The 11820-nt window shown below is 34.2% G+C and carries 12 protein-coding genes; 9 read left to right on the top strand and 3 right to left on the bottom strand.

Annotated elements, in window-relative coordinates; translation table 11 throughout:
* Position 1 precedes the first annotated feature (1 nt).
* From hisG to hisIE, 8 genes are read left to right on the top strand one after another with little or no spacing between them, the layout of a single operon-like run.
* Entirely contained in the window at positions 2 to 652 is a 651-nt protein-coding gene (hisG, locus tag THYS13_RS07005) for an ATP phosphoribosyltransferase (protein WP_042833757.1), read from the top strand.
* The gene (gene hisD, locus THYS13_RS07000; RefSeq protein WP_042833756.1) at positions 645 to 1928 is read left to right on the top strand and encodes a histidinol dehydrogenase; all 1284 of its coding nucleotides are present in this window, start codon (positions 645 to 647) and stop codon (positions 1926 to 1928) included. The genes hisG and hisD overlap by 8 nt, the downstream gene beginning before the upstream one ends.
* 1 nt (position 1929) lies before the next feature.
* The gene (gene hisC, locus THYS13_RS06995; RefSeq protein ID WP_042833755.1) at positions 1930 to 2985 is read left to right on the top strand and encodes a histidinol-phosphate transaminase; all 1056 of its coding nucleotides are present in this window, start codon (positions 1930 to 1932) and stop codon (positions 2983 to 2985) included.
* A complete protein-coding gene (gene hisB / locus THYS13_RS06990) occupies positions 2982 to 3566 on the top strand; it encodes an imidazoleglycerol-phosphate dehydratase HisB (RefSeq protein WP_042833754.1) in 585 nt (194 codons plus the stop codon). Before hisC ends, hisB begins: the two co-directional genes overlap by 4 nt.
* Before the next feature lie 60 nt (positions 3567 to 3626).
* Positions 3627 to 4238 (top strand): imidazole glycerol phosphate synthase subunit HisH, encoded by a 612-nt coding sequence (gene hisH / locus THYS13_RS06985; protein WP_042833753.1) that lies wholly within the window; start codon positions 3627 to 3629, stop codon positions 4236 to 4238.
* The gene (gene hisA, locus THYS13_RS06980; RefSeq protein ID WP_042833752.1) at positions 4229 to 4936 is read left to right on the top strand and encodes a 1-(5-phosphoribosyl)-5-[(5-phosphoribosylamino)methylideneamino]imidazole-4-carboxamide isomerase; all 708 of its coding nucleotides are present in this window, start codon (positions 4229 to 4231) and stop codon (positions 4934 to 4936) included. The genes hisH and hisA overlap by 10 nt, the downstream gene beginning before the upstream one ends.
* Positions 4937 to 5698 (top strand): imidazole glycerol phosphate synthase subunit HisF, encoded by a 762-nt coding sequence (gene hisF, locus THYS13_RS06975; protein ID WP_042833751.1) that lies wholly within the window; start codon positions 4937 to 4939, stop codon positions 5696 to 5698. It begins immediately after the preceding gene.
* A 22-nt stretch (positions 5699 to 5720) separates the two neighbouring features.
* A complete protein-coding gene (hisIE, locus tag THYS13_RS06970) occupies positions 5721 to 6380 on the top strand; it encodes a bifunctional phosphoribosyl-AMP cyclohydrolase/phosphoribosyl-ATP diphosphatase HisIE (RefSeq protein ID WP_042833750.1) in 660 nt (219 codons plus the stop codon).
* Positions 6381 to 6412: 32 nt separating this feature from the next.
* Here hisIE and glyA read toward each other — a convergent pair whose 3' ends face one another.
* The gene (glyA, locus tag THYS13_RS06965; RefSeq protein ID WP_042833749.1) at positions 6413 to 7654 is read right to left on the bottom strand and encodes a serine hydroxymethyltransferase; all 1242 of its coding nucleotides are present in this window, start codon (positions 7652 to 7654) and stop codon (positions 6413 to 6415) included.
* A gap of 324 nt (positions 7655 to 7978) precedes the next feature.
* Entirely contained in the window at positions 7979 to 8914 is a 936-nt protein-coding gene (locus tag THYS13_RS06960; protein WP_042833748.1) for a dipeptidase, read from the bottom strand.
* 158 nt (positions 8915 to 9072) lie between these two features.
* On the opposite strand from THYS13_RS06960, the gene THYS13_RS06955 reads away from it, so the two are divergent.
* Positions 9073 to 10482 (top strand): PIG-L deacetylase family protein, encoded by a 1410-nt coding sequence (locus tag THYS13_RS06955; protein WP_042833747.1) that lies wholly within the window; start codon positions 9073 to 9075, stop codon positions 10480 to 10482.
* 139 nt (positions 10483 to 10621) lie between these two features.
* On the opposite strand, the gene THYS13_RS06950 is transcribed toward THYS13_RS06955, so the two are convergent.
* A complete protein-coding gene (locus THYS13_RS06950) occupies positions 10622 to 11797 on the bottom strand; it encodes a site-specific integrase (protein WP_042833746.1) in 1176 nt (391 codons plus the stop codon).
* Between the last annotated feature and the right edge of the window lie 23 nt (positions 11798 to 11820).

The following is an 11820-nucleotide window of genomic DNA, read 5'->3' as shown; positions in this document are numbered from 1 at the left end:
TATGGAAAATATTTCTATTGCACTGCCAAAAGGTAGAATGGCGGATAGTGCTATAACTTTGTTTGAAAAGGCAGGAATTGCTGAGAATATTTTAAAAGATATTTCTCGAAAGCTGGTGGTTAATGACTATAAAAATTTAATGAAGTTTATGCTGGTAAAGCCAATAGATGTGCCCACATATGTAGAGCACGGGGCAGCTGATTTAGGGATTTGTGGAAAAGACATTCTCTTAGAACAAAAAAAAGATTGCTATGAAATTTTAGATTTAAAGTTTGGTTTTTGTAAAATGGTGGTTGCGGGGCCTAAAGAGGCAAATGGCAGTTTTCTTACTAATAAAAGAGTTGCAACAAAGTTTCCCAATATTGCAGAAGAATTTTTCAGGCAAAAGGGGGAAAATGTAGAAATAATTAAGCTGAATGGTTCTGTGGAGCTTGCTCCTATTGTGGGGCTGTCAGAGGTAATTGTAGACATTGTAGAGACAGGTAATACTTTAAGAGAAAATGGTCTTATAGTCATTGAAGAAATTTTTCCTTCCAGTGCGAGATTGATAGTGAATAAAGCCAGTCTTAAAACTAAAAGCCAGAGAATAAAAGAGATAATTATAAAATTAAAAGAGGTTGTGGAAACTTTTAAGGAGGTCAAAAATGATTGAGATATTTGATTTTCGAAAGGGAATTGACGATGGTATTTTACAAAAGCTTCACAACAGAAGTAAATTAGAGAATAGAGAAATAGCAAAAAAAGTGGAAGAAATAATTTCAAACGTAAGAGAGAGAAAAGATAAAGCTTTGTTTGAGTATACTTACATGTTTGACGGAATAAATCTTGACAAAAGTACTGTAAAAGTTACGAAAGAGGAAATAAAAAATGCTTATAAAGAAGTAGGAGAGGAATTTTTAAAAGCGATTGACAAAGCTATCAAAAACATAACAGAATTTCATGAAAAGCAAAAACAGTCTACATGGATGGATTTTAAAGAGGGAATAATTTATGGACAAATAATAAGGCCCCTTTCTCAAGTTGGCATTTATGTTCCAGGGGGAACTGCTGCATATCCTTCTTCAGTTTTGATGAATGGAATACCTGCTAAAGTTGCAGGGGTTGAAAGGATAGTGATGGTTTCACCAGCTAGCAAAAAGGGTATAAACCCTTACGTATTGGTGGCTGCAGACAGGATAGGTATAAATGAAATATATAGAGTTGGAGGCGCACAGGCTGTTGCAGCCTTGGCCTTTGGTACAGAGTCAATACCTAAGGTGGATAAAATAGTTGGCCCGGGAAATATTTTTGTCGCAATGGCTAAAAGAGCCCTTTACGGACATGTGGATATTGATATGGTGGCAGGCCCCAGTGAAGTTTTGGTAATAGCTGACGAAGCTGCTAATCCTAAATATGTGGCGGCGGACCTGTTGTCACAGGCAGAACACGATGCAATGGCATCTTCAATACTTGTAACCACATCTTTGGAGGTTGCGCAACAAGTAAAAGCAGAAATTGAAAGGCAAATGGAATATCTTGAAAGGAAAGAAATAATTGAAAAGTCTTTAAAAAATTTTGGTGCGATAATTGTTGTAAATGATTTACAAGAAGCAATTGGTATTGCAAACGACATAGCTCCAGAGCATTTAGAACTTAACATTTCCAATGCCTTTGAAATAATTGGTGAAATCAAGAATGCAGGAGCAGTCTTTGTGGGAGAATATTCTCCAGAACCCTTAGGGGATTACCTTGCTGGCCCTAACCATGTGCTTCCTACTAGTGGAACAGCAAGGTTTTTCTCGCCTCTTTCTGTGACGGACTTTATCAAAAAGATGAATATTCTCTATTATTCTAAAGATTCTTTGAGAGAGGTAAAAGAGGATGTAAGTACTTTAGCAAATTCAGAAGGGCTTACCGCTCATGCTAATTCTATAAAAGTGAGGTTTTAAAATGATTGAGAATTTGGTGAGAAAAGAAATTAAAGGATTTAAAAATTATGAAGTGCACAGTATTCCCTACAGATATAAGATGGATGCAAATGAAACGCCTTTTGAACTTCCTGAAGAAGTGATAAAAAATATTCAAGAGATTGTAAAATATTCCCAAGTAAATGTATATCCAGACCCTACTGCAGAAAAGTTAAAAGAAGAATTGGCACGATATTGTGGAGTAGTACCTACAAACATATTTGTGGGAAATGGCTCGGATGAGATAATCCACCTTATTATGCTGGCTTTCATAAACAAAGGTGATGTGGTAGCATATCCTCATCCTTCTTTTGCTATGTACAGTGTATACAGCAAAATCGCAGGAGCCGTTGAAATACCTGTAAAATTAGAAGAAGATTATACTTATGATGTGGGGAGTTTCACGGAAGTTATAGAAAAATATCGGCCTAAATTAGTGTTTTTGTGCAACCCTAATAATCCAACAGGAAGTGTCATAGAAAGAGAAAATATAATGAAAATAATACAAAAAAGCCATGGAATTGTAGTTGTTGACGAAGCTTATTTTGAGTTTTATGGTAATACAATTGTAGATGCTATAAATAAATTTGAAAACTTGATTGTTTTAAGAACCTTATCTAAGGCTTTTGGACTTGCCGGTTTGAGAGTGGGATATGCTGTAGCTAACGAGAATATTTTAAAGTATTTAAGCCTTGTGAAATCACCTTATAATATTAATTCTTTATCTCAAGTAATAGCTTTGAAGGTTTTAAGGACAGATGTTTTAAAAGAAAGAATTAACTATATTTTAGAAGAAAGAGAGCGTCTTATAAAAGAGCTAGGTAAAATTCCTGGCGTTAAAGTTTATCCCTCAAAAACGAATTTTATATTGGTAAAATTTAAAGATGCAGATTATGTGTACAAGGGACTTTTAGAAAGAGGAATTTTGGTGAGGGATTTTTCAAAGGTAGAAGGGCTTGAAGGAGCTTTAAGGATAACAGTAAGTAGCCGAGAAGCTAATGATTATTTAATAAATGGGTTAAAGGAGTTATTGCTATGAGGAAGGCGGAAGTTAAAAGAAAAACTAGAGAGACGGATATATACGTTGAACTTAATATTGACGGAAAAGGAAATTATGACATAGCTACAGGAATAGGTTTTTTTGACCACATGCTTTCTTTATTTGCCAGGCATGGACTTTTTGATTTAAAAGTGGTGGCAAAAGGAGATTTAGAGGTAGACACTCATCACACTGTTGAAGACGTAGGTATTGTATTGGGCAATGCTTTTTTAAAGGCTGCCGGCGATAAAAAATCTATTAAGAGGTTTAGTACTTTTTATGTACCCATGGACGAAGCCTTAGTGAGAGTTTCTGTAGACATAAGTGGAAGGCCTTTTTTATACTGTGATTTGCCCTTAAAAGCTGAAAGAGTTGGAAATTTTGAAACGGAAAATGTGGAGGAATTTTTGAGAGCCTTTGCTTACAACTTTGGCATTACACTGCATGTGGAACTCTTGCATGGCAGTAATAGTCATCACATTATAGAGGCAACTTTTAAAGCACTAGGGAGGGCTCTTGAGAAAGCGCTAAAGATAGATGATAGGGTAGAAGGGATACCTTCTACTAAAGGGATTTTATAAAGATACAGTTTAAGCGAGACTGCATATACTTTACACGTAATTAAGTGAGGCGGTGAAAAATTGATAGGGATTATTGACTATGGAATGGGAAATTTAAGAAGTGTAGAAAAAGCATTTAAATACGTAGGCTATGAGGCAAAAATTATAAAAGATGTAGCTTCGGTAAAAGAGGCTCATGCATTAGTTCTTCCTGGAGTGGGAGCTTTTCCTGATGCGATGGATACTCTCATTAAAACAGGCATGTTTGAAGAGATAAAAAGACAAATCGACAAAGGCAAGTTGTTTCTGGGGATATGTTTAGGGATGCAGCTTTTATTTGAAAAGGGTTTTGAGATAGAAGAAACTGAGGGTTTTAAGATTTTTAAAGGGCAAGTAATAGAACTTCCAAAGCATAATAAAATTCCTCACATGGGATGGAATAGTCTTGAAATAAAAAGAAAAACTCCACTTCTTAAAGGAGTAGAGAATGGAGATTATGCGTATTTTGTCCATTCTTATTATATAGCCAACAATGAAGAGAAATATGTGTATGCAGTGACTGATTATGGTGTTCAGATTCCTGCAGTTATAATTAAAGACAATGTTTTTTCTTGTCAATTCCATCCTGAGAAGAGCGGAAAAGTGGGCCTTAAAATTTTAAAAAATTTTGGAGAGATGGCAAAATGGTTTTAATACCTGCAATTGATATTATGGAAGGAAAATGTGTAAGGCTTACAAAAGGAGATTTTAATACCAAAGAGGTTTATTATGAAAATCCCGTTGATGTAGCTAAAATGTGGGAGGAATTAGGAGCAAAGAGAATTCATGTGGTAGATTTAGATGGTGCAAAACAAGGTCATTTGGTAAATGGTAATGTCATTGAACAAATTACAAAAAACTGTAAAGCCGAGATAGAAGTAGGGGGAGGAATAAGGAATAGAGAAACTATCGATTATCTTTTTTCTGTGGGTGTTACGTATGTAATTTTAGGTTCGGCGGCAATATATGACAAAGACCTTCTTCTTTATTCCCTTTACAATTACGGAGAAAGAATGATAGTAGGTATAGATTCAAAGAATGGAGAAGTTGCCGTAAGTGGATGGCTTGAAAAGACTAAAATAAAAGATATTGAGTTAGCTAAAAAAATGAAAGAAATAGGAGTAAAGACGATAATTTTCACTGATATTTCTAAAGATGGAACTCTTAATGGACCAAATTTTAAAGCTTTAGAAAATATTTTAAAAACAGCTGTTCAAGTGATAGCATCAGGGGGAATATCCTCGATGGAGGATTTAAAAAAGCTTAAAGAGATGGGAGCATATGGTGCGATAATTGGAAAAGCCTTATATATTGGAAAAATAAACTTTAAAAGTGCTTTGGAGGTAATATAAATGCTTGCAAAAAGAATAATTCCTTGTTTAGATGTGAAAGACGGAAGGGTAGTAAAAGGAGTTAACTTTTTAAATTTAAAAGATGCGGGAGACCCTGTCCAGATAGCATCAGAGTACAATGAATTAGGAGCAGATGAGCTTGTATTTTTGGATATTACTGCTTCTTATGAAAAACGAAAAATAATGATAGAAGTTGTAAAAAGGACTTCTGAAAAAGTATTTATTCCTTTAACTGTTGGTGGTGGAATTTCAGACCTTGACGATATAAAAGGTATTCTAAGAGCAGGGGCTGATAAGGTTTCAATAAATACCCAAGCTGTGAAACAACCAACCCTTATTCGTCAGGCCGCTGTGCGTTTTGGAAGCCAATGTGTGGTCGTAGCAATTGATGCCAAGAGGCGAAGTGATGGCTCGGGCTTTGATGTGTATATAAATGGCGGAAGGGTAAACACAGGACTTGATGCTGTTGAGTGGGCTAAAAAAGTAGAGTCTTTAGGAGCAGGAGAAATACTTCTTACAAGTATGGACAAAGACGGTACTAAAGATGGGTATGATATAGAACTTACAAGGAGGATAAGCGAAGCTGTAAATATTCCTGTTATAGCTTCTGGAGGTGCAGGAAAGAAAGAGCATTTTAAAGAGGTTTTTACTGAAGGCAAAGCTGATGCTGCGTTAGCGGCTTCTGTGTTTCATTACAGGGAGTTGGAAATAAAAGAAGTTAAAAAATATTTAAAAGAAGAGGGCATACCAGTGAGAATTTAAATTTATCGAAAGGATGTAGAGAATGATTGATATAGAGAAATTAAAGTTTGATGAAAAAGGACTTATTCCTGCGATTGTGCAAGACTACAACACAAAACAAGTATTAATGTTGGCTTATATGAATGAGGAAAGTTTAAAATTAAGCTTGGAAAAGGGAGAAACTTATTTTTTTAGCAGAAGTAGAAAGGAAATTTGGCATAAAGGGGAAACTTCAGGTAATACCCAAAAGATAAAAAACATATTTTATGACTGCGATGAAGACGCTTTGCTAATTGAGGTGGAACCAAAAGGGCCGGCATGCCATACAGGGAATGTAAGCTGTTTTTATAGAAGCTTTTTAGGTGAAATTAAAAATTATGACATGGAAATACTTAAAAAGCTATATGAACGGGTAAAAGATAGAAAGACAAACCCGGTAGAAGGGTCTTATACAAACTATTTATTTGAAAAAGGCTTAGATAAGATTTTAAAGAAAATTGGCGAAGAAACCACGGAGGTAGTGATAGCTTCCAAAAATGACTCCAAAGAAGAGATAGTGTATGAGGTTTCAGATTTACTTTATCATCTAATAGTTTTGTTAGTTGACAAAGGGATAAAACTTGAGGATGTATACAGTGAGCTTGGCAGAAGGTATTATAAGCCAAAGGAATTTAAAGAAGAACATAAAGAGAGAAAGAAATAGGGAAAGTTAGTAAAAGACTTTCCCTATCTTCTTTATATGAGGTCCTCATAAAGAGGGTATTTTTTGAGCAGATTTGCTACTCTTTCTTTCGCTTTTTCTTTATAGTTTTCATCCCTTATTACATTGACTATAATGTCCGCTATTTCCACCATGTCTTCAGGTTTCATACCTCTTGTAGTAACAGCTGGAGTTCCCAGTCTCACACCAGAAGTTATATTTGGCCCTAATGGGTCAAAGGGTATAGCATTTTTGTTGCAAGTTATGTTTACTTCATCTAATCTTGTTTCTAACTCTTTGCCTGTTATTCCTGTATTTCTTAAATCCAACAACATCAAGTGGTTATCAGTTCCACCTGACACTAAATTTATTCCTCTTTCCATTAATGCATTTGCTAAAGCTTTTGCATTTTCGATAATTCTTTTTTGATATTCTTTGAATTCATCGGTAAGAGCTTCTTTAAAACAAACCGCTTTTGCTGCTATTATATGCATTAAAGGGCCACCTTGCGTTCCCGGGAAAAGTGCTTTGTCTATTGCTTTAGCGTATTTTTCTTTGCAAAGAATAGCTCCTCCTCTTGGGCCTCTTAAAGTCTTATGGGTGGTAGTCGTAACGACATCTGCATAAGGAACAGGATTAGGATGAAGACCTGCTGCTACAAGACCAGCTATATGAGCCATGTCTACCATGAGGTAAGCTCCAACCTTGTCTGCAATTTCTCTAAATTTCTTAAAATCAATTATCCTTGGGTAAGCGCTAGCACCTGCAACAATCAATTTGGGTTTATGCTTTTTCGCAAGTTTTTCTACTTCATCGTAATCTATATATCCTGTATCTTCTCTTATTCCGTAAGATACGAAATTATAGAGTTGGCCTGAAAAATTGACTTTGCTTCCATGAGTGAGGTGCCCTCCATGGGCTAAATCCATTCCTAGCACAGTATCTCCTGGATTTATAAGGGCAAAGTAAGCTGCCATGTTTGCTTGTGCTCCAGAATGAGGCTGTACATTTGCGTGTTCTGCACCAAAAAGTTTTTTGAGTCTTTCTCTTGCTAACTCTTCAGTTATATCCACATATTCGCAACCGCCGTAATACCTTTTATTTGGATACCCTTCTGCGTATTTATTAGTAAGAGGGGACCCCATTGCTTCCATTACAGCTCTACTTACAAAATTTTCAGAAGCTATGAGCTCTATTTTATTTCTCTGCCTTATAAGCTCCTTTTCAATTGCGTCTGCAATTTCTGGATCAGTTTTTCTTATTATTTCAATATCCATGACTTTACCCCCTATGTTTCATTTCTACTTCTATTATAAATTTTTTGTATACTATATTCAATAACAAATCTCTCATCGCAGTGTCATAATTAACAAAAATTTAATATAAATTTAACAAAATTAACGAGATTTTAATTTTAAAATTCACAAATTTGGTTATAATATAAGATGAGCTCCCTTAAAAATACCCCATATCCCTCAAAAAATTTTTATTGAGGTCTTGATTTTTTTGAAAAAGGACTGTATAATGTATACTTGGTCAAAACAATGACTCCCCCTTTAACATATGCAAGCCCTTGGAATATTCCAGGGCTCTTTTTGTTTTTATATCAAAATTTTCTTTATGAGATTTTCAAAATTTTTGTGAGTAATTTTAGCAATTTGTTCTTCAGTATATCCTCTTTTTATTAGGCCTTCTACAATTTTAGGAAAGTGTGATATATCTTCTAAACCTTCTGGTGTACTGCTAATCCCATCAAAGTCAGAACCAAAACCTACATAATCTTCTCCTACTAATTCGCATATATAATCTATATGATTTAAAACATCTTCTAATGCAGCTTGACCTTCATCTCTTAAAAATTGTGGAGCAAAATTTATTCCAACTACACCGCCTTTTTGAGCTATCGCTTTTACTTGCTCATCTGTCAAATTTCTTCTGTGAGAGCATAGGGTTTTAGCATTAGAATGAGAAGCTATAATTGGTTTCTCACTAAGTTCTAGTACATCCCAAAATCCTTTTTCATTAAGATGAGATACATCTACAATCATTCCTAGGCGATTCATTTCTTTTACAACTTCTCTGCCAAAAGAAGTAAGCCCCGCTTCTTTAACACCGTCTACTCCGTCTCCTAAATCGTTTCTCAAACTCCAAGTTAAAGTGAGAGCTCTTACCCCTAATTTGTAAAACATCCTAAGAAGAGAAGTTTCACCTTCTAAAACTTCACCGCCTTCTATAGAAAGCAATGCTCCAATTTTTCCTTCTTGTTTTGCTTTGTCTATATCCTCTCCTTTTAAAATTAATCTAAATTCCTTTGTTTTTTCGATTACTTCATGCATTTTATCAATCATTTTTAAAGCCATTGTGGCAGCATTTTTCCTCATTTGTTTTGGATCTACAAATACAGCAAAAACCTGTAAGTGAACTTTGCCTTCTTTCATCCTTTGTAAATCCACATGACCTTCTTTTGACCTTTCAGTGAAATCTATTTTTTTGTCCATTAAACGATAAAGAGTATCACAGTGAAAATCAACAAACATATTCATCCTTCCCCCTTTTTATTTTTTCTTCATAGTATGATTGTATCATAACAAAATATTTTTCAAAATTTGATATTATTAATTAAAAATTAATTATCATGTAATAATTTGTTCATAAATGTATAGTACAATAATAGCAGGAATGGAGGCAGATGAAAATGATAAATAGACGGACTGTTTATTTTTCTTTGTTTATTGCTTTATTAATAGGAATATCTTATATAATGAATTGGGAAATGGCTATTGCAAACTTCGCAGAAAAAGGTACACTACCAACTTTTGATGACCCTGGGCAAAGAATTCTCATTATAGTTCCTCATCCTGATGATGAAACTTTAGGAATGGCAGGAATTATTCAAAGAGCTATAGAACTTAAAAGACCTATTAAAGTAGTAATTGTAACAAGTGGAGAGAGTTACAAAAAAGCTGCAATGGCATTTTCAGGTAAAGCAAACCCTACTCCTAAAGATTTTTATCGTTTTGGACTTGCAAGACAACAAGAAAGTATTGCAGCTATGAGAGTTTTGGGATTACCGCGGCAAGATTTAATTTTTTTAGGGTTTGCTGATGGGAGTACCAGGTTTTTGTGGAGTCAGTATTGGGATAATAACCATCCAAGAGTGAGTGGTGGAACTAATGTAGCCTACGCCCCTTATGACACAGTTTATAAGCCGGGTATTCCATATACAGGACAAAATTTAGTTAATGAACTTACGGAAATAATTAAAGATTTTAAACCTACTGATATATATTATCCTTTAGCAGATGATATACATCCTGACCATTGGGCAGTAAGCAATTTTGTGAGATATACTATTACCGCTATGAATATAAATGTGCGTGAGCATATGTTTTTAGTCCATCATCCACAATGGCCAGTGCCATGGATGGCGGAGAAAAATAGACCTATGTTACCTCCTGTAGATATGAAGGATAGCAATACAGAATGGCAATCTTTTGACTTAACTCCAAAAGAAATAGATTTGAAACAAGTGGCTATAAAACAATATAGAACCCAAATAGATGTTATGGAACCATTTTTAATGGCTTTTGTAAGAAAAACCGAATTATTTGCTACAAAACCGGTCATCATTATTCCTGTAGTTGATTCAAAGCCAGATTTACAAAGCAGAACTTTGCAGCATACACTTTTAAAAGTTTATACGGGGGGCATGTTAAATGAAGAAATATACAGAAGTGCAGCTTTAGCGCGACTAGGAGCTTTTTATTACGACAATAAATTGTACATCGGCTTAGAATCGGCAAGGCCAATATCTAAAAAAGTAATTTACCATGTTGAAATGAGGCTATTTTATAAAGATCAAAATGATATAAAACGTATTGATTTAGGAATTGTAAATGGAAAATTATATCAGTATAAAAGGGCAGAAAATTCTTTGACAGATGTCATAGCAGCAAAACCTACAATTAATGGAAATAAAATTTGGGTTGAAATAAAAATACCACAGGTGCACAATTTAAGATATATATTTATGGGAGCAGATTCTATTTATAGGAATCGTCTTATAGATAAAATACCTTGGAATATGTATGTCATTTCCAAGTAGTTTATAATTTCCTATAGTGCCCTAAAACCCGCATGAACACTAACTTTTTGTACTTTAACGTACTAAAACAAACTATATCTATATAAAACTTTTGTGGGAAAAGTGTGGGAATAAAATAAAGCCTTAAAACAACTATTTTCTATATAAAAAGGTCATTTAATGTTTCTACTGCGTTAATTTTTTCTTTGGGTATTACATGAGTATAAATATTTGCTGTAGTAGAAATATCAGAATGTCCTAACAGTTCCGATACTGTTTTGAGAGGTACACCTCTTTCGAATAATTTTGTAGCAAATGTGTGACGTATAGCATGAAATTTTTTATATTTTACTCCTGCTTTATCTAAAATTCTTTTATATGTCTTTAAAAGGTTACTTGCATCTATAGTATTGCCTAATTCTGTTGTAAACACATAACCTTTTTCAATATCGTTGAGGTAGGCTGAGCCTGCCTTTAATTTTTCTTCTCTTTGCATAGCTTTATGCTCTTTTAGTACTGGTATAAGCGATGATGGAATTGGGACAGTTCTTATACTGTTTTTTGTTTTTGGTATTTGTTCAATAGTTTTATATTTTCTATTTCCTTTTGCATCGATAATAGTAACTTGTTTAATTGTACGCTGGACTTTTAATTCTTTTTTTTCAAGGTCAATGTCCGTCCATTTCAATCCCAGCAGCTCACCCTGTCTTAAGCCTGTTCCAAAAGCTAATAAAAATAATGCTTTTAAGCGATGACCTTTTAACGTTTCAGTGATTTTCTTTATTTCTTCATCAGTAAAAGTCTCAATTTTTGCCTCAATTTTTTCTTCTGGAGTGCCGGGTATAACTATCTTTTTCCCTGTGCATGGATTTTTAACTAAATATCCTTCATCTACTGCGTAATTAAAAAACGTCTTCAAAAAGTTATTCAAAGTTCTTATTGTTTTACTACTTTTCCCTTCCTGGTATAGTTTATTGTAATACCTTTGTATTTGTATCGATTTTATGAGGCTAATTTTTAGTCCATATAGTTCACTATCTTTTATGTAATTTCTATAATGCCCTTCATATTTCACAAATGTAGCAGGCTTTCTTGAGACTCTCACCACTTCAAAAAGCCATGTATACATTAAATCTCCCAAAGTAACATCTTGAAAATCAACATTCAATCCATTTTTTATTCCATTTAAATATTCATCTCTTTTTGCTTCAGCCTCTTTTTTTGTTTTTCCATAAAATTCTTTACGTATTAGCTTTCCGTTTGCATCCCTTCCAACAGTAACCGTTACACGGTAATACTCCTTTCCGTTTTTAACATAATTTGTTTTCACGGACATAGAACATCCTCCTCCACAAAATT

Source organism: Thermoanaerobacter sp. YS13, from assembly GCF_000806225.2.
In the GTDB taxonomy this organism is placed as follows: domain Bacteria; phylum Bacillota; class Thermoanaerobacteria; order Thermoanaerobacterales; family Thermoanaerobacteraceae; genus Thermoanaerobacter; species Thermoanaerobacter uzonensis.
The sequence above is the reverse complement of the archived record's forward strand: the minus strand, read 5'-3'. Positions and strand labels throughout refer to the sequence as shown.

Excerpts from the sequence above, each read along its gene's own strand:
- hisG (WP_042833757.1), top strand. The coding sequence starts at position 2 with ATGGAAAATATTTCTATTGCACTGCCAAAAGGTAGAATGGCGGATAGT.
- hisD (WP_042833756.1), top strand. The coding sequence starts at position 645 with ATGATTGAGATATTTGATTTTCGAAAGGGAATTGACGATGGTATTTTA.
- hisC (WP_042833755.1), top strand. The coding sequence starts at position 1,930 with ATGATTGAGAATTTGGTGAGAAAAGAAATTAAAGGATTTAAAAATTAT.
- hisB (WP_042833754.1), top strand. The coding sequence starts at position 2,982 with ATGAGGAAGGCGGAAGTTAAAAGAAAAACTAGAGAGACGGATATATAC.
- hisA (WP_042833752.1), top strand. The coding sequence starts at position 4,229 with ATGGTTTTAATACCTGCAATTGATATTATGGAAGGAAAATGTGTAAGG.
- hisF (WP_042833751.1), top strand. The coding sequence starts at position 4,937 with ATGCTTGCAAAAAGAATAATTCCTTGTTTAGATGTGAAAGACGGAAGG.
- hisIE (WP_042833750.1), top strand. The coding sequence starts at position 5,721 with ATGATTGATATAGAGAAATTAAAGTTTGATGAAAAAGGACTTATTCCT.
- glyA (WP_042833749.1), bottom strand. The coding sequence starts at position 7,654 with ATGGATATTGAAATAATAAGAAAAACTGATCCAGAAATTGCAGACGCA.
- THYS13_RS06960 (WP_042833748.1), bottom strand. The coding sequence starts at position 8,914 with ATGTTTGTTGATTTTCACTGTGATACTCTTTATCGTTTAATGGACAAA.
- THYS13_RS06955 (WP_042833747.1), top strand. The coding sequence starts at position 9,073 with ATGATAAATAGACGGACTGTTTATTTTTCTTTGTTTATTGCTTTATTA.
- THYS13_RS06950 (WP_042833746.1), bottom strand. The coding sequence starts at position 11,797 with ATGTCCGTGAAAACAAATTATGTTAAAAACGGAAAGGAGTATTACCGT.